The sequence below is a fragment of the Glutamicibacter sp. M10 genome, assembly GCF_025452055.1.
In the GTDB taxonomy this organism is placed as follows: domain Bacteria; phylum Actinomycetota; class Actinomycetes; order Actinomycetales; family Micrococcaceae; genus Glutamicibacter.
In genome coordinates this window covers 1,823,812-1,841,679 of record NZ_CP104918.1, presented here as the reverse complement: position 1 = coordinate 1,841,679, position 17,868 = coordinate 1,823,812, and the positions used below count along the sequence as shown (strand labels likewise).

General features: G+C 54.6%; 11 protein-coding genes. 2 read left to right on the top strand and 9 right to left on the bottom strand.

What is annotated here, in order from left to right; genetic code table 11:
* Nucleotides 1-18: 18 nt before the first annotated feature.
* The 3 genes from N6V40_RS09025 to N6V40_RS09020 form a co-directional block, all read right to left on the bottom strand.
* Nucleotides 19-3,057 carry a UPF0182 family membrane protein gene (locus N6V40_RS09025; RefSeq protein WP_396267630.1) on the bottom strand — a complete coding sequence of 1,013 codons (3,039 nt, stop codon included), beginning with the start codon at nt 3,055-3,057 and terminating at the stop codon, nt 19-21.
* A gap of 127 nt (nt 3,058-3,184) precedes the next feature.
* A complete protein-coding gene (locus N6V40_RS17680) occupies nt 3,185-3,391 on the bottom strand; it encodes a hypothetical protein (protein WP_396268645.1) in 207 nt (68 codons plus the stop codon).
* A 41-nt stretch (nt 3,392-3,432) separates the two neighbouring features.
* Nucleotides 3,433-4,299, bottom strand: coding sequence for a YlbL family protein (locus N6V40_RS09020; RefSeq protein ID WP_262197379.1), 867 nt, complete (start codon nt 4,297-4,299; stop codon nt 3,433-3,435).
* 254 nt (nt 4,300-4,553) lie between these two features.
* Here N6V40_RS09020 and N6V40_RS09015 point away from each other — a divergent pair, with 254 nt between their 5' ends.
* On the top strand, nt 4,554-5,912 hold the full coding sequence (locus N6V40_RS09015) for a zinc-dependent metalloprotease (protein WP_262197378.1): 1,359 nt from the start codon (nt 4,554-4,556) through the stop codon (nt 5,910-5,912).
* 65 nt (nt 5,913-5,977) lie between these two features.
* Here N6V40_RS09015 and N6V40_RS09010 read toward each other — a convergent pair whose 3' ends face one another.
* The 3 genes from N6V40_RS09010 to nudC form a co-directional block, all read right to left on the bottom strand.
* Nucleotides 5,978-6,589: a M48 metallopeptidase family protein gene (locus N6V40_RS09010; protein WP_131088609.1), complete on the bottom strand. Its 612-nt coding sequence runs from the start codon at nt 6,587-6,589 to the stop codon at nt 5,978-5,980.
* 84 nt (nt 6,590-6,673) lie between these two features.
* The gene (locus N6V40_RS09005; protein ID WP_262197377.1) at nt 6,674-8,797 is read right to left on the bottom strand and encodes an ATP-dependent DNA helicase UvrD2; all 2,124 of its coding nucleotides are present in this window, start codon (nt 8,795-8,797) and stop codon (nt 6,674-6,676) included.
* Nucleotides 8,794-9,588 (bottom strand): NAD(+) diphosphatase, encoded by a 795-nt coding sequence (nudC, locus tag N6V40_RS09000; protein ID WP_262197375.1) that lies wholly within the window; start codon nt 9,586-9,588, stop codon nt 8,794-8,796. The genes N6V40_RS09005 and nudC overlap by 4 nt, the downstream gene beginning before the upstream one ends.
* A gap of 316 nt (nt 9,589-9,904) precedes the next feature.
* Here nudC and N6V40_RS08995 point away from each other — a divergent pair, with 316 nt between their 5' ends.
* Complete coding sequence (locus N6V40_RS08995) at nt 9,905-11,257, top strand: phosphotransferase (RefSeq protein WP_262197374.1); 1,353 nt, start codon at nt 9,905-9,907, stop codon at nt 11,255-11,257.
* 32 nt (nt 11,258-11,289) lie between these two features.
* Here the strand turns inward: N6V40_RS08995 and N6V40_RS08990 are convergent, their stop codons facing one another.
* From N6V40_RS08990 to N6V40_RS08980, 3 genes are read right to left on the bottom strand one after another with little or no spacing between them, the layout of a single operon-like run.
* Entirely contained in the window at nt 11,290-12,432 is a 1,143-nt protein-coding gene (locus tag N6V40_RS08990) for a RecB family exonuclease (protein WP_262197373.1), read from the bottom strand.
* On the bottom strand, nt 12,351-14,606 hold the full coding sequence (locus N6V40_RS08985; RefSeq protein ID WP_262197372.1) for an ATP-dependent helicase: 2,256 nt from the start codon (nt 14,604-14,606) through the stop codon (nt 12,351-12,353). The genes N6V40_RS08990 and N6V40_RS08985 overlap by 82 nt, the downstream gene beginning before the upstream one ends.
* Nucleotides 14,603-17,809: an ATP-dependent helicase gene (locus tag N6V40_RS08980; RefSeq protein ID WP_262197371.1), complete on the bottom strand. Its 3,207-nt coding sequence runs from the start codon at nt 17,807-17,809 to the stop codon at nt 14,603-14,605. Before N6V40_RS08980 ends, N6V40_RS08985 begins: the two co-directional genes overlap by 4 nt.
* Between the last annotated feature and the right edge of the window lie 59 nt (nt 17,810-17,868).

Sequence of the window (17,868 nt, the reverse complement as noted above, 5' to 3'; positions counted from 1 at the left end):
GGTGAGCTTACCTACTGGTTAGCCATTCGAGCCTTCAGCAGGCTGCGACGGCTCAGCAGATTCGCTGGCTGCGTTGTCGTCCAGCTTCACTTCTCCATCGACGTCCGTGCCGTTGATGGACGAGTCAGCTTCCATAGCGCGGTTCAAAGCATCTTGCAGTTGCTTCTGAGCTTCACCGTAGGCAGCGAAGTCGCTCTTAGAGAGCGCATCCTGACCCTTGGTGATGGCCTTGTTAGCATCCGAAAGCGCGGTGGAAAGTTTCTGAGCGTCAGACTGAGTCGGCGCCTTTTCACTTTCCGGTGCATCCTTATCCGGTGAGACACCTTCATTCTCACCGGTCACTGCACCTGAGTTACCGCCGAAGACTTCATCCAAAGCCTCCGCGAGGGTATCGGCGAAGCCAACCTGGTCACCGAAGGACACGAGGACCTTACGCAACGTTGGGTAGCTTGTCTGGCCGGAAGACTGAACGTAGACAGGCTGAACGTAGAGGATACCGCCACCGACAGGCAAGGACAGCAGATTACCGTTCTTGACCTCGGAAGCACCTTGACGCAGCAGGTTCAGTTCCTGCGTGACACGGGTGTTGGTATCGAAGTTCTGCTGCGCCTGGCCTGGACCAGGTACGGCAGTGTCACGTGGAAGCTCCAGCAGTCTGAGCTTGCCGTAGTTCTCCGACTTCACGCCGGCAGTAGAACCTGCATCAGCCGAGGCTGAAAGGAATCCAAAGAGCACGTTTCGCTGTTGCCCATTGGACGCTGCTGCAGGGATGAACGTCGAGGTCAGTGAGAACGAGGCCTGATCCTGCGTTGGCATCTTCAATGACATGAAGTAAGGAGGCTGCTTTACACCCGCGGTAGAGGATGTTGGATCATCCGGAACAGCCCACGCATCGTTAGATTCGTAGAATGCGTCAGGGTTGTCCACGTGATAGGTAGTCAGTACTTCTCGTTGAACCTTGAACATGTCCTCTGGGTAGCGGACGTGTTCAATCAGGTCCGCTGACATGTCTTCCAGCGGCTGCATTGCGGTTGGGAAGACTTTCTGCCAAGACTTCAGAATTGGATCCTCCGTGTCCCAGGCGTAAAGCTTTACCGATCCGTCATAGGCGTCAACGGTGGCCTTGACTGAGTTCCTCAGGTAGTTGACACGACCACTCAAGGACAGGTCCTGAGCGTTGGTCAGCGAATCGGCTACCGCCGAATCCAGCTGCTTCTGCTGTGCGTAAGGGAAGTCATTTGACGTGGTGTACCCGTCGACAATCCACTGAACACGCCCATCAACGATGGCCGGGTAGGCACTGGAATCCAAGGTCAGGTATGGAGCTACCTTGCTCACACGGTCGCGAGGGTCACGATCGTAAAGGATCTGGGATTCCTCATTAACCTGCTGAGAGAGCAGCAAGTCGGTCGATGCGAACTTCAGTGCGTAAACCAGGCGGTTAAACATATTGCCAATGTTTGGCCCACCTTCGCCGGTAAAGGTGTAACGCGTATCTTGGTTTTCACCACCGGTACCTGGACGGTCAAGTTCCTGATCGGTCCAGCCCTCATCAGGCCCGCCAACCACCGAGTACTCAGGTGAATTCTCACCGAAGTAGATACGTGGTTCGTAGTCCTTATCGGTGATCAAGTCACCGGAGGTAGGAATACCACCGAGCATGAAGTCAGGTCGACCACCTGCGGCCACACGATTACCGTAGGCAGCAACAAGTCCATAGCCGTGGGTGTAGTTAATGTGCTGGTTAACCCAGGTGTCGTTCTGATCCACGTTAACTTCACGGGCGGCGATGACGGTGTCTTCCACCTTGCCATCAACCTTGTAGCGATCAACATTCAGGTTCTTTGGGAACGTGTAGTAACCACGGAACTGCTGAAGCTGAGCGAACGCGGTGGAGACCAAGTTCGGATCAAGAAGTCGAATATTGGCAGTGGTCGAGGTTTCCTCGGCCAGCGCGTTCTTCTCCGTGGAAATCTTGGCATCGTAATCAGTGGTCTCAACATCGTCTAGCCCATAGGCAAGACGCGTCATTTCGATGTTCCGATCAATGTAGCTGCGCTCAAGTTCACGCTGGGATGGAACAACCTTGTACTGCTGAACCAAGAATGGGTAAACGCCACTGACCACAATCATGGTGACCACCAGCATGGCAGTACCGATCAGTGGCAAACGCCAACGTCCGTTAACCGCAGCGATAACAAAAACAATCGCAATCAAGACAGCGATAATCGCCAGAATCATCTTCGCAGGAATTACAGCGTGTACATCCTTGTACAGTGCGCCGGCGACACGGCCGGACTGATCAGTCAGGGTCTCATACTGGCCAATCCAGAAATTCACTGCCTGCAAGACCAAGAACACTGCCGCAACAACCGCAGCGTGAACGCGAGCGGCCTTACCGATAGTGATGCCACCACGTTCTTCTACACGGATTCCTCCGTAAAGGTAGTGAGTCAACAGCCCGGCTACACCGCTAAGCAAAACGACAGAGATGAGGAAGCCGTTGATCAGAGCAATGAAAGGAAGCGAGAAAATAAAGAAGCCCAGATCCATGTTGAACTGAGGGTCGTTACTTCCAAAAGGGACCTGGTTGAAGAAGAGCAAAACAGTCTTCCACTGTCCGGCGACAGCCACCGCCGCGAAAATGCCAACAACCAGCGGGATGCCAACCATCAAGAAGCGACGGATTGGTTCCAGCTGGGCTTGGTAGCGCGACATGGTGTCTGGCTGACCCGCGTTAGGTGCATATACCGGGCGGTGCTTGTAGGCACTGCGCATGGAGAACCACATGGGTATAGACATGAAAGCCAAGGCGATCACAAAAATCACAAGCTTCGAAACGCGCTCAGTCCAGTAGACCTGCGAGAATCCAAGCTGGTTGAACCAAAGGATGTCCGCATAGAAATTGGACAAGAAGACGAACACCGCAACTATGATTACCACCGCAAAGATGGTCAAGGTCAACGGCGAAATTTTCTTGCCTGAGGGGCTGGAAGGTCGTTGCGGTTCACGAGGCCTTGGCGGGCCCCCGAACGGACTATCCGATCCATATGACACTATCTATTCCTTACTTTGGGTCCCACAAGCTGATGAGAGCCGTAGAACTCGTATACCTAAATCTTGAACGAGCGAGTACAAGCTTTTGATCCCTGCGTCACATTCTTCCCCTGACGCAGGGCTAAATCTATTCACATGTCGCAAAAGTCGATGGATCTTGACCATCTGCGATTTTTTCCAAAGCAGTATGTGCTTCTGAAAGAGTCGAAATCTTCAGGACATTCAGGCCATCGGGCACACGTCCTACTACTTCATTGCAGTTATCTGCCGGCGCTAGGAAGATCGTTGCTCCGGATTTCTTGGCAGCGACCATCTTCTGAGCGATTCCGCCGATAGGTCCGACAGTTCCGTCAGCCGCGATCTCGCCGGTGCCGGCTACGTGGTGCTCCCCGCCAAAGATCCTTCGGTCAGTCGATCAATGATGGACAACGCAAACATCATGCCTGCGCTTGGTCCACCAACGTTTGAGAGTCCAAATTTCACACCGATAGGGAACTTATGTTCGGTTCCTAAGAAGATGCCGAGCTGTCGGTCTCCGTTGTCGGCTGCTTCGGTTTTGACTGTGACATCAACATTTTTGTAGTCGCCCTGCTTGTCGGCTCGACCCACGGTCAACGTTGCGGGCTTCTCACCATTGGCGTTGAGCTGTTTTTTCAACTCTTCAAGGGACGAAATGTCTTTGCCGTTGTATTTGAGCAATCGGTCGCCCTTTTTCAACAACTTAGAGTTGAGCTCATTTGAGAAGTCAGCAACGGACAACCAAGTTTTGTAGTCGTAGCCAAGTTCGGTCATGGCCGCAGCAATGGCCAAGTCTTGGGATGAAGTCATCATCATGTCGTTCTGTTCATTTTGCTGCTGCGACGAGGTGTTGTGAGCCATGATGGTTTCTTCAGGCACGACATCTTTGGTCGGATTGAGCATTGCTTCGAGAACAACCGGAATTGTGACGCGGTTTTGTCCGCCACCCTGGACGTAAACAGTGAGCAGATCAAGTTCGCTGTCGGATGCGTACGTCTTTGCGCCCTCGATAGAGACGACGTCTTTACCCTCGTCTTTGCCCAAAGTATTAAAGACTGGGCCTGGCGAACGAATCATAAAATTCGTTGGCAAGAACATCATTACGCCAACCAGCAACAGAGCTATGACACCGGCGCTGGATCGTTTGAGGGGCTTAGGACCTCGTGGTTCATGACTGTTATCGTCACGTTCCACCATCGCGTCTTGTGCTTCCCGTTCGTGCACTGGTCTTGCTCCCGCCAACTATCAAAATATCTGTAGATCCGCCTTGCAGACGTCACCACTCTTAGCCTACTGAACCTTGTGGTCTAAAGGCATCAGCAATATGGCGTATTCAGTGTGCCGAAAGCGAACTGAAGCTAAGATTCATGGGAACTTTTTGCGTGGCACGGTAGTTTTAAAGGCATGGCACAGAACCCCCGAATAACCGCCCCAACGGCGACGACGACGATAACAACCCGCAGGATCCACTTTCTGCCATGTTTGGTCAGCTCTTCGGTGGCGGATTTGATCCCAACAATCTTCCTCCGCAGTTGCGCGATGCGCTCGGCGCCCAGGGTGACCCTGAAGCAATGCAAAAAATGATGCAGCAGGCCCAAGCAATGATGTCTGCAATGATGAGCAACAACGCCTCATCTGGACCAGTCAATTGGAAGCTCGCCTCAGACACTGCGTTGCAGGCTTACGCCAGCGATGATCCTGAAGTCTCGCCAGCACGCCTGAGCGCCATCAGCGACGCATCAAATTTGGCTGATCTCTGGCTGAACAATTCAACTGCGTTCGAGTCCAACGGTCAGGTGACTGAAGCGTGGACTCGCAAGCGTTGGTACGACAAGACGTTGGCGACGTGGAAGCAGGTTACCGAACCAGTTGCTGAGTCTGTTGCTACCGCCATCACTGCAGCCATGAAAGATCAGATCCCTGAAGAGATGAAGGGCATACTGGGCAATTCCGACGGAATGTTCCGGAACCTCGGCGCCAGCATGTTTGGCATGCAGTTGGGTACGGCCTTAGGTGGTTTGGCTACTGACGTCCTAGGCGGCACCGACATCGGTCTTCCCTTGGCCGGTGGTACTCCCGGAATTATCGGGACTAACGTTGCCAAGTTCGGCGACGGTTTAGAAATCCCGGAGCAGGAAGTGCTGCTCTACGTCATCCTTCGGGAGAACGCCCATACCCGTTTGTTCAGTCGTGTTCCGTGGCTCAGCTCGAAGCTCATCGGCGCTGTTGAATCCTATGCGCGCGGCATCCATATTGACATGTCCCGTATTGAAGAAGCAGTGCGAGATATTGATCCTTCAAACCCTGAAGCGATGCAATCGGTACTCGGTGAAGGTCTGTTCGCTCCACAGCGGACCGCCGAGCAGGACAAGGCTCTAGAAAATCTTGAGCTGACTCTGGCTCTGATTGAGGGCTGGGTTGACCACGTTGTTTCGTTGGCCGCCGCAAACCTGCCTTTCGCTGAACACCTGCGTGAGACCATGCGTCGACGCCGTGCTTCGGGTGGACCAGCAGAGTCGGCATTCGCCTCATTGGTTGGCCTAGAACTGCGTCCACGCAAGCTGCGTGAAGCAGCAACATTGTGGGAGCACCTCCACGAGGAGCGTGGAATCGACGGTCGCGATGCAGTCTGGGATCACCCAGATCTGATGCCAACCGAAGAAGATCTCAAAGACCCATCAACTTTCACTCAGCGCCGTGAATTGGCAAATGAAGAATTTGATGACTTTGATGCAGCTCTGAATAAGTTGCTCTCCGGAGAATTCGACAATGTTGACCCGGAAACCGATCCGAAGGATCCAACCGATCCTGAAGCGGATGATTATCCGCAGAAGTAGTTTGTAAGTAGTAAGCGAATGTCGGGGATGAACGAATAACGTTCATCCCCGACATTGTATTTTAACTAGCTTTCGTCGTCCTGACCAAATCCGTCAATTGCTTCGGCATTCTGTCCGTGTTCTGCGGCGTGCGAGTTATAGCCTGCATGGAAAGCATCAAGGTATAGGTCAGCATCTGCGCGACGTTGGAACCTGTTGAGTAGCTTTTGAAATTCAGGACCATGTCCTGCCCGTGGTGCGGCCAGATGCGCTAGCTCGTGGACCAGAACGTAGTCGCGCACCCATGCGGGCATCTGCTGAAGCTTCGAAGACAGTCTGATGGTTCGTTGTGCATAGGATGCCGAACCCCAACGCTTGTTTTGGTTGGTAACCCACCGGACAGATTGAGCTGCAGCGGCTCCGTCAAAGTAGAACTGATCTAGCTCGGCGGCACGCTGTTCCAACGCCGAGTCGGATTGTCCGAGTTCTTTTTTCTGCTGTTTCTGACGGTATTTCTTCAGCATCTCGTCGACAAAAGAGCGTTCGGTTTTCTCGTCGAGTGTCGCAGGAACTTGGACTACAAGCTTGTTTTCACGCCAGTACGAGGAAATAGTTTTTCGTCGTTTTTTGGACCGAACGATTTGAACTGGGATGTTATCCGCTGCAACGAATTCAACGGTGCTTGGATAAGCGGGCAACTAACCTTGCTCCTTTTACATCAATCGTGGGTGCCAAACTACATGCTGTGCCCTGGCACTGCGCGATGCGGCCCAAAGCTATTTTTAACTGCGATGAGATTCCAGAACAGCAATAACTGCTTCTCCGTAGCGATCCAACTTACTGCGGCCCACACCAGCAATTTTGGAAAGGCCCTGCAGCGAGTCCGGCTGGTGTTCGGCAATCGCCATGAGCGTGGCATCCGTGAAGATGACAAAGGCGGGTACCGAATTGGAATGTGCTACCTCTGAACGCCAACCACGCAAGCTATCAAATAGCGCTTCGTCATAGGCCGCAGGGCAAGAAGCACAGCGTTTGAGCTTTCGTTCTTTGGCGCTGGTCAAGAAGGTGCCGCAATTGGTGCACACCGCGGGCGTGACCTTTTGTTCGCGTCTTTTGTAAGTGCTTTGTTGCCTGCTGCTCGCCTGACGAACCGATTTGATGCCGTCTAGAAAACGTGAGGGATAACGGTGAGCTCGGCCGCCCGGCGTACGGGCCAACGACCACGAGAGGAACAGGTGGATGCGAGCACGGGTGATTCCCACGTAGAGCAGTCGGCGCTCTTCGTCGTAGCCGGCCTGGTCTTTCGCATAGGAAATCGGTACCAGACCTTCGCTGAGACCAACAAGGAACACCGCGTCCCACTCCAAGCCTTTGGCGGCGTGGAACGAGGCTAGGGTGACGCCGTCCAAAGTCGGTGCATGCTGAATCGCGGCACGATCTTCCAACTCTTTGACCACGTCATGCAAAGTAGCTTCGGTCTCCTGCGCTGCTTTCAGGGCCACTACTTCATCGGCCAATCGAACTAGGGCCGATAGCGATTCCCACCGCTGGCGTACAGCCCCGGTTCCTCCGCTTGGTGCAGTAGCTGAGTAGCCATGAGATGAAAGGATGTCACGGACCATCTGAGGAACGGGGGTATCTGCAGCCACGCTCAGCGCAGCACGCAAGGCGAGCATGCCCTCTTTTACTTCTCGCCGGGAGAAGAACCGTTCAGCTCCACGCATCACAAACGGAATGGAATGTGCACTCAGTGCCTGTTCAAAAGCCTGAGATTGCCCATTGGTCCGGTACAGAATGGCAATTTCAGAAATGTCTTGTCCATCGCTGAGCAGCTTTTTGATACGCTGAGCGACTTCTTCGGCTTCGTTTTCGTCGTCGCTACATTCAAAGAATTCAGGGGCAACTCCGTGATCACGCTGGGCGATCAGTTCCAACGGCTCAGGCCAAGTTACGTTCCGGTCTGGAACGTTGGATTCGACTCGGCGAGTGGATAGGACCTTGTTCGCGAGGTTGACCACCTCGGGAGTTGAGCGGTAATCCCGAACAAGTTTGACGACTTTTGCTTCAGGGAAACGAGCGCCGAAATTCAGTAGGAAGTCCGGGCGGGCGCCAGTGAATGAGTAGATCGTCTGCGACGCATCACCGACCACGCATAGTTCGTTTCGCTCGCCGAGCCACAGGTCAAGAAGTCGCTGTTGCAACGGCGAAACGTCCTGATACTCATCAACAACAAAGTGCCTATACTGCTGGCGTACGTTGGCTGCGACTTTCTCGTTGTCTTCAAGTATGGCAATGGTCAGGAGCAAGACGTCTTCAAAGTCAATGACTCCGCGATCGTCTTTGAGTTCCTCGTAGGTCTGGAAAATTCGTGCCATACTCACCGGTTCTAGACCGTTGGGCATCTCGCGGGTGGAAGCAATCTTGGCATAGCTCTCAGGTGTATGCATAGAGACTTTTGCCCACTCAATTTCTGAGGCGAGGTCTCGCACCATGGCCCTGTCGCTGGAAATGCGCAGTCTTCGCGCTGCCTCAGCAATCATGGGTGCTTTGTGCTCAACCAGGTTCGGCAAGGTTCCACCGATGGCCTGGGGCCAGAAGTACTGCAGCTGTCGCAAGGCGGCGGCGTGGAAAGTTCTCGTCTGTACTCCTGATGCACCGAGCTGACGCAATCGGGTGCGCATTTCGGCAGCGGCCCGCGTGGTGAATGTTAATGCCAGGACGCTCGTCGGGTTGTAGATCCCGGTGTGCACTCCATGGGCAATACGGTGGGTAATCGCACGGGTTTTACCCGTTCCTGCGCCCGCCAGAATACACAAAGGACCGCTGAGGCTCTCAGCTGCTTGCCGTTGTTCAGCGTCCAGTCCAGCCAACAAATCTTGTGCTGGTGGAACGTCGTATTCTGTCACTTGCTCAGGGCCTCCGGAAGGGGTTCGCCGTACCAACTACGGATCAACGCGTGTGCAATTGAAACGCCACGAGGTATGTCAATTGTTCCCGATTCCAAATCTTCGCGTAGTTCAGCTCGGGTGAACCAGCGCAAGTCCTTGATTTCGGCACCGTCAGGAACCAGTTCTTCGCTGAGTGCTTCGGCAGCGAATCCAAGCATCAAGGATCGAGGCAATGGCCAAGGCTGTGAACCTCGGTAGGCTACGTCGCCAACTAGTACTCCGGATTCTTCAAAGATTTCGCGGTGTACTGCAGATTCCAGTGACTCCCCTGCTTCAACAAAACCAGCGAGCACCGAATACATTTTGGATTTGAAGTTCGCGTTGGAGCCAAGAAGCAGACGATCTTCACTATCAATCACCGAAGCGATGATTGCAGGATCAGTGCGGGGAAATAATTCATGGGCATTTTGAACACAGGTCTGACCCCAACCCGAGTTCGAAGACTGCACCTCGGAACCACACTTAGGGCAGTACCGTTCCGAACGCATCCAGTTGGTGATTGCCTGGGCTTCAACGAGTAACTCAGCTTGTAGCGTTGGAAGAATGGTGAAGGCTTCGCGCAGGGTGAACCACTTTTCGATGCCAAGGTCCGCGTGTTCTTGTGAATCAACGATGGCAAGCACATAGTCCGTTGATTGCGCAGTGCCCAGATAGACCAGACGCTCTGACTCGGTAGGTTCATAGCTAGGGCCGGCGAGGAAAAAGAGCTCTTCTCCCTCTGCTGCGGCGCCTCGCTCAGAGATCAGCATGACTTTGGTCGAGCCTGTTGCAAGCTTTTCCCGTAGAAGATCCGGATTCGGTTGTTCTGTCAATGGACGCTCAATGAGCGAACTTGCAAAAGGTAGTCCGGTTAAAGGAGTTCGATACTTGTCTGCCAAGGCCATACTTCTAATCTAGTCCACTTGCCTTGCACCTGACCTACTTCAAACCGGGTGTGGATAGCCACGATGGAGAAGAATCACCCTCGACTCTGAACGTTCGCGGTGAATCCCACCATATTCTGTGCGTCATTCAAGCGCTAAGGTCACGATCTCGCATACGGTGGAACATGTGAAACGCTCTGCCATGGAACTCGCCGCAATTGCAACAGCCGCCGTACCCGGATTAGCTCCGGTTGGTTTCGCGGCGCTGTCAGACGACGCAGAAGATTTTGATTCAGCGCTGATTGTCGATGCGGCAAAGCACCGCTGGCGCGTCCGCTCCCCAAAACACGATGAAGCAAGCATGCGCTTGGAAGCGGAACTTTCCGCTTTACGGGCCTTCTCTGCCAAAGTTCGTACGTCGTTGCCATTTGCGCTTCCCTCGGTGGCCGGTACCGTCCGTCAGGGCACGCTGCGCACCTTCGTCTACAAAGACATGCCCGGACGTGTGCCAACACTTGATGAGCTGGTCGATAAGGGCAGCAACCTAGCCAAGGCCCTGGGCCAGTGCATGGCAGCAATACATCAGATTCCAGACGAAGCTGTTGAAGTTGCTGGCCTACCCACCTACACCGCTGATGAGATTCGACAGCGCAAGCTCAACGAATTAGACACCGCAGCTGCTACCGGCAAGGTTCCGAGCGGTCTATTGCGTCGTTGGGAACACGCGATGGAAGACGTTGCGCTTTGGCGCTTCAATTCTGCCGTTGTGCACGGTGCATTTGACGAGGAACAACTACAGATTTCGCATTCCAGCATCACCGCCGTCAAGGGGTGGACTGATTTGCATGTTGGTGACCCTGCCGATGATTTTGCATGGTTGTCTGCCATCGAAGACCAGAGCTTTACTGACCGAGTATTTTCCTCATACATGGAAGCTCGCGGCAAGGCTGCAGATCCACACATCATGCGTCGTGCTGCTTTAGCCGCCGAATTTGCGTTGGCTCAGTGGCTAGTGAAGTCGTTGGATTCCAAGGATCCTGAGCGCATTGCTGAAGCAGACGAAATGCTTCGCGAATTGGATCACAACATCGCCGAGTTCGGTGGCCAGCCACTTTCGGTAGTTGAAGCTCCACGTCCCCTTGCTGCGGAGCCTGCGGCTGAAGTTGCGAAGCCAGCTCTGCAGGTCCAGGATTCTTCGACTGAAGAAGAATCGGTTCCTGCTCCGGTGGCCATCAACGACACGACAACTCCACGAATTAATACTTCTAAGGTCTCAGCGCTCTCGGATTCAGAAGATCAGGCCACTACTTCACAGCCGACGGGTCTCGCGAAGCCGGCAGCTGAAGGTACTGGTGCTGGGGTAGCAGCTTCGAAGCCAGCTGTTGAGTCGTCGGCAAAGGACACTGATAAGAGTGAATCCGAGTCAGTCTCCAAAGAAAGCAAGCCGGAGGAAGATCAAGAGTCTAAAGACTCTGGTGTAGCTCCACGCGTCTCCAAGCTTGAGCCAGTCGAAGAAGAAGAAGAACCAGAACTGCCAGACGACGCCAAGAAGTAGTCTTTCAAAGACACTTCTGGCGTCGCCAGGCTCTAGCGGTCGAGCTGCTCGAATGCGTTGGTGATCATCGCTTCGAGTTCAGCTTCGTCCGAGAGGTGTTCTGCACGAATGGTCATCCCGGCGGCTACGTAGTAGAACGCAGCCTTGATATCTTCTAATGCGATGCCGTGAAGACGGGACCAGCCGAGTCGGTACACCGCCAGCTGAACTAGTTTGCTCTTCAGGTCCTTCCCATGCGGAACTCGCCCAGTTTTCCAATCGAGTAGCAACCACGTGCCGTCTTCCATCTGGAACACCGCGTCGATCCTGCCTCGAACGGCCACCGGACCGACACGGGTTTCCAAGGGTACTTCCACATAGGCCGGTTGAAGTTGCGACCATTCGCTGGCCAGGAATGCCTCTTTCATGGACTCCAAGTCCAGAGCCTGGTCAAGATAGTCATCCGCGGGCTCGACAATCTCGCCGAGATCCAACATAGAAGTCTTTTCGTAGAACTCCTCAATCCACGCGTGGAAGGCAGTTCCTCGGCGCGCTGCAAGTCCCGGACGCCGCGGTACCGGGCGCCTGAGATTTTCCAAAACCGAAACCGGGTCTTCAGCCAACTCAACAAATAGCGAGGCCCGGACGTGCTCGGGTGCTTCAACTCGCCGTTCGCGATTGGACAGGAATTCACGCTGGGCAAGCAGCCTGCGCGCTTCATCCGCCCATTGTTGCCCCTCTTCGGTCAGCAACTGGGACTGCTCGCTTTCCTTGAGCACGTCTTGAGCAATTTCCTGCATGACTTCGCGGCGCGAGTAAGGGAATTCGGTGCGGTTCATACCGCCGGTAATCTGTGGTCCTTCCAACGGATCGTAAGGCCATAAGGCTTCCAAGGGTGTCAGTCTGCTGGGATTTTGTTCCGGAGCGTCTTCGTCCTTAACCCAGACACCAATTTCTGCCTTGGGATCGTTACCTTCGGCCAACGGGACTAAAGCCGAAAAGAACTGCGACGGTTCGGTCGGTTTGCTTCGTGTGGCAGTCCAAATGCTACTACTGCAGATGAGCAATGATTTAGCACGCGTTACCGCTACGTAGGCCAAGCGCCGCTCTTCAGCTACGTGGTGGTCCTCAACTTTGTCTTTAAAATGGACTCTGCTTCCAGCAATTCCTTCAGTGCTGGTTGGTCCGTATCCCATTGAGGCAGATCCTTGGCGTCACCGCGCAGCTCCCACGGTAAAGCCTTGTCACCGCTAGTCCAGCGATCTGACTTTGCTCCTGGGAAGACACCGTCATTCAGGGACATGACGGCCACAATGTCCCATTCCAAGCCCTTCGAAGCATGCACCGTGAGCAACTGGACGGCTAGCGGATCAGCGTCTTCACTCGGAAGCGGCAGCCCCTTCTCTTTCTCTGCGGCTTGTTCTAGCCACAGCAGGAATCCTGCCAGCTCCACGCGGGGTGCATTCCGAGAATAATCACGGACTATGTCAGCAAATGCGTCGAGGTTTGCCCGCGATGAAGCTTGGTCAACCCACGGACGTACGGCCACCTCAATATCCAGATTCATGGCCCGTTCGACCTCACGGATGAGGGTTTCCAAGTCATCGTTGGCTATCAATCTCAAAGAGGCTAGTTCTTCTTTTAGCGCGGTAAGTCGTAACCGGCCCTCTGCACTCAAACTACGCCCAGCAGCGCTCTGCCATCCCTCAGCAGGAAGGAAGTCCAACGCTTCAATGAGGCTCGCCGCGTCATTAAGTTCAGCACGCGCTGACTCTTCGACGTTCTCTTGCGCTCCGGTTGCTTCGTTAGAGACTTCCGCTGACCGAAGTCCTTTGGCTCTGCGTCGTTCTAATTGTCGAGACCAGTCAGCAAAGGCTGCCAGATCAGCAGTTCCAATACGCCATCTGGCGCCCGAGAGTAGCCTCATGAGCTTGTCCGAACGTAACGGGTCTACCAGTACATGCAGGCATGCAACCAGATCCGTAACCTCAGGCGTGCTCAATAGCCCGGATAAGCCCACCAGCTGATAGGCGATACCCCGCTCAGCGAGGACCTCACCCATAATGCTCAGCTGACTTCGATTACGCGAAAGTACTGCGCTCGTTTTGGGCTCATCTACGGCTTTTCTTGATTCCGAGATGATCTGATCAGCAATGGCTTCAGCTTCTTGGCGAACTGTCGCGCAACGATTGAGAATGACTCGACCAGGCTGCGCAAAGGCAGAGGGTTCCAATGGCTTAACGGTGACCGGGCCGGTGTGTGGCGATCCACCGGCAGTGATTTGGTTAGCAGCAGAAAGCACGTTGACGGTATTGCGCCAAGCAATCGTCAGATGCTTCACGTGGGCAATTTGGTGCTCTTCACCGCGCACAATGGGGAATGTTTCTGGGAATCTAAAAAGCTGACCGGCGCTAGCTCCACGGAAACCATAAATTGATTGGTTAGGGTCCCCCACCGCAGTGACCGGATGTCCCTTGCCATAAAGCTGCGAGAACAGCACCATCTGGGCATGGGAAGTATCTTGGAATTCGTCGAGCAGGACAACCTTGTGGCTAGCCCTTTCGGCGAGCGCAGCGGCAGGGACCTCCTGGGCAATCCGTGCTGCGTGAGCGACTAGATCCCCGTAGTCCATCACCCCGAGCTTTTTCTTTTCGCGCGTGTATTCCTCGGCAAGCTCTGCAATAGTGGCGCGGGAGGCAAGCTTGTCGATGAGTTTGAGTGCTACCTGAGTCGGCGCCTTGTCCTTTTCGGCGTCCATCGGCAGAGCGCGCAATCTTAGAACCAGATCATCAATCCATTGATGAGCTTCAGGTGCGGTGACCAAGTGCTCCGAAGCTTCGGAGCTGAAGGAAACAATGGCGTCGATCAGAGTGCTCGTAGCGCTATTGAGGTGGTGGTAGTCCCCCGTGTACTTTTCAAGGACTGTATGCCCCAGCTGCCAGGACTGTGCTGCGCCAAGTAGTGCGCTGTCTTCTTCTAGTCCAAGACGCAATCCGTGATCCTGTACCAGGGTGTTGGCATAGGAATGATAGGTGGAAACGGCTGGGTCAAGGAAGTCTCGAGTTTCTTCTTCGCTGAGCAGTCCAGTAGCTACCAACTGCGCAATTTTTGCGCGGATACGAACGGAGAGTTCCCCGGCAGCCTTGCGGGTGAACGTGACGCCGAGAATTTGCTCGGGACGCACCAACTGGTTGGCGACCAACCAGACAACTTTGTCCGCCATGGTTTTGGTCTTGCCTGAGCCTGCGCCGGCGATGACCAGCATGGGCTCCAACGGGGCAGCAATAATTTCAGCCTGCTGCCCAGTGGGTGGAAACTTCTCGCCTAAGGCTAGGGACAATTCTTCGGGGGTGTATTTGATGTTGCTCATGGTTCGGTGACCTGTCGTCCTTCGGCGCAGAGGGGGCAGACTTCGGGCAGGGTGCAGTTGCCGAGGATTCCTGCGGCACCTGCAACGTGGCGAGTAATGAACTCGCTATGCCCCATGAGTTCGGCGGCTTCAAGGATCAAGGTTTTCGCCCAGTCTTCGCCATCTAGGGAAGGTTGTTCTCGAATAGTGGGGCTTTTGGTTTTGGTGCCGACGTAGACCAAGGAAGCTCCGGCAGGCTGGTTGGACAACTCTTGGGTGTCCGGGTTTTCTTGTAGGGCCCCGAGTTGGATGGCTGTTTGGTACACGCCTAGCTGCGGATGTTCCAAGGTGTCATTTTTGCTTGGTGCCATCGATCCGGTTTTGAGGTCAACGACCGTTACTTTTCCGTTCGAATCTGCCTCGACACGGTCGATGATGCCTCGCAACTGCACCGCTGTGCCATCCTGCGTTGGTACTTCAATTTGGAACGGCATTTCCCGTGCGACCAGTTCTCTACCTTCTTGCCGCATGGAAATGCAGTACTGGGCAAATTTCTTGAGCATGTCGCTAGCGCGGTCAAAGTCTCGTTGCCCTTCCCAGTTATCGAGCTTTTCAAGTTCTGGCCAACGCTGCTCAAGGATTTGTTGATATTCGTGTCCGCTGGCGTCTGGGTGCTCTTCTGCAATGGAGTGGATGAGGGTACCGAGTGATGCGGCAAAGTCGTGTGCTGCTGTGCCGCCGGCGCTTTGCACAAACCAGTTAAACGGTGATTTAACCAGGGTTTCAACTTTGGACGGCGAGACACGGCGCGGCTGATCTTCTGGCACCACCGGTGCGCTGGAAGACAACGGGCGTAGTCCCCACCAGTGATCTGGACGTGCGCCACGTACAGGCTGTTGGGTTCCGGCCAACAACGCTAAAACTTGTACCGCGTCTTGGTACTGGGCTTGGGGGTCAGTTCCCTCTGGGGCAGCAATCGCACCGAGCAGTGCGGCCTTGCTTTGTTCAGCGCTCTTGCGTAGCTGGGCCACCAGTGTGGACAGCGAACGGATACGCGGCACCGATGTGGGTTCCCGTCCGTCGGGCCCCGGTGGTTCAACTAGGTCGAGGAAGGAAGATGGTTGACTGTCTTCGTTATCGACAGCCGTGCAAATCAATTGTTCTGAAGCTCGCGAAACTGCGTTGCTGAAGCTGCGCAACTCGTCATTGCGAATTTGGCGGACCAAATGTGTGGGTGTGCGGGTGGTAAGGAAACCGACCCCATGTTCGGCAGCGTCTGCGAGGGCATTGGATCCTAATAACTCACCACGCAAACGCAGGTTAGGCCACGACCCCTCTTGCAGACCGGGGATAAACACCACTGGCCATTGCCTGCCCGCGGCAGCAGCGGTGGTCAGCACGGTCACCGTGTTGCCGCCCGCGGCGCGGGTAGCCAAGGAGTCCATCGGCAGATCCTGGTTCAGGATGTGGTCAATAAATTGCGGCACGCTGGCGCCTGGCAGCTGATCCACAAATCGCTCTGCTGCTTGGAATAGCGAGAGTACGGCGTCGAGGTCGTGGTCTGCTCTACGCGCCGAGTTCCCTGTACCAAGTGCTTCGTCGCGCCATGCTTGGGCTCGACCGGAGGCTTCCCACATGGACCACAACGCAGTTTCGGGAGTTGCGGTGCCTGACGCTAGTTCGGTATTTAGCGCTGTGTACATTTTCAGCAGACGTTGAAGTCCGAAGGCCGGCTTGCCTAGCTCAGCTGCCAGCTCTGGTTCTTGGAGGCAGGCTTCAAGCAACTCTTGGCTTGAACGCCGTCCACCGTTGGCGGCTTCGCGCTGGCGTAGCAGCTGGCGCAGGCGTCTGATTTCCAGTGCCGTGCTCATGCCGTAACGCGATAACAGCAGGTTTTGCATCAGCAACGGATCGTCAGCAACGGAGTTGTTGTGAGCCAGTTCTAGTAGGTCCAGTAGCGGACGGACCGCCCCCTCGTCCTTAAGCGGAATCTCTGCCGGTGGGATTTGGACCGAGATTCCCTGTCCTTCTAGGAAACGGCTAAAGGAACGAACTTGGGAACCGTTACGGACAACAATTGCCATCTCGGAGAGACTGCGGTTTTCAAAGAGGTTGAGCTGAACGATGCGCTGGGCGATGAAGCGTTCTTCCAGCGTTGAGTTTTCAAAGGTCAAGGCAACACAGACATCGGTGGCGCTACTCTGCGGTGGCTCAATCGTTCGCCCACGACTGCCAGCGGCTACGGGTACACGACGTACAATTCGTTGCCAAGCCTGCGTGATCAGGGCAGACATTCGATATCCGTGGGTCAGTTCAATATAGGTGACTGTTGTAGAGCTGGTGTAGTTCTGTTCAAATCGATGCAATTCATCGGTGCGTGCACCACGAAATCCCTGAACTACGCTGTCGGGCGCGGCAAACGCAACTAATGCCCGGTCCTTGCCCAGAAGCGCTAGAAGCCGATGCTGTGACAGTGTTGCTTCTTGCAAGTCATCTACCAACACCAATTGGAGCCGATCTTGTTCGGCATGAAGGAACGACTGGTTATCTTCAAGAATTTCGGCAGCGCGGGTGATTAGCCCTGCCGGGTCAAAAGCCTCGGCACTTCCCAGATCTAGAAGATCCCTGTATTCCTGATAAAAACCTGCAGCTGCCAGCCATTCAGGCCGCTGAGCTTGTTCACCTAAGCGCTCAACGTCGGCAGGTTCTAGTCCAAGTTCTGAGACTCGGTCAAAAAATTCACGGACCTCTTTGCGGAATCCACGAGTCTCAACGGCTAGTTCTAGTTCCTCGGGCCACTGCGGTCCAAGAGTCAGTCCTTGGGAATGTCCCTCAAGCAAGTTCCCAATCAAGGTGTCCTGCTCGGGACCAGAGAGCAATCTTGGCGGACGCTCTAGGAACGGCAATAGCCCTTCCACTCTTGCGCGTCTAATGAGATCAAAAGCGTAGGAGGACCATGAACGAACAACCGGTTCGGTAAAGGTCTGTTCAGCACGTCGGCTTAGCTCATCACGGATTGAAGCGGCCGTCATACGGGTTGGCGCGATAATCAGTAGGGACTGCGGGTCCAAGCCGGCATCCAGATGGGCAACAGCGGTGCCGATCAGCGCACGAGTTTTGCCCGTACCGGGTGCACCAGTAACTAAGACCGGGGTACGCACCAATTGAAGCTGATCCACAATGTTTTCGGGATCTGCCATAAGTTCGCTTCGTGCATCGTCCATGGTTACAGTTCATCATCCATTTCCGACATTTTGGGGTTGCCCAACGACGATCTGAGGAT

What these genes read in the sequence shown, in the direction of transcription:
- N6V40_RS09015 (WP_262197378.1), top strand. Translation starts at nt 4,554, where the DNA reads ATGTTTGGTCAGCTCTTCGGTGGCGGATTTGATCCCAACAATCTTCCT.
- nudC (WP_262197375.1), bottom strand. Translation starts at nt 9,588, where the DNA reads ATGCTGATCTCTGAGCGAGGCGCCGCAGCAGAGGGAGAAGAGCTCTTT.
- N6V40_RS08995 (WP_262197374.1), top strand. Translation starts at nt 9,905, where the DNA reads ATGGAACTCGCCGCAATTGCAACAGCCGCCGTACCCGGATTAGCTCCG.
- N6V40_RS08990 (WP_262197373.1), bottom strand. Translation starts at nt 12,432, where the DNA reads ATGGGATACGGACCAACCAGCACTGAAGGAATTGCTGGAAGCAGAGTC.
- N6V40_RS08985 (WP_262197372.1), bottom strand. Translation starts at nt 14,606, where the DNA reads ATGAGCAACATCAAATACACCCCCGAAGAATTGTCCCTAGCCTTAGGC.
- N6V40_RS08980 (WP_262197371.1), bottom strand. Translation starts at nt 17,809, where the DNA reads ATGGACGATGCACGAAGCGAACTTATGGCAGATCCCGAAAACATTGTG.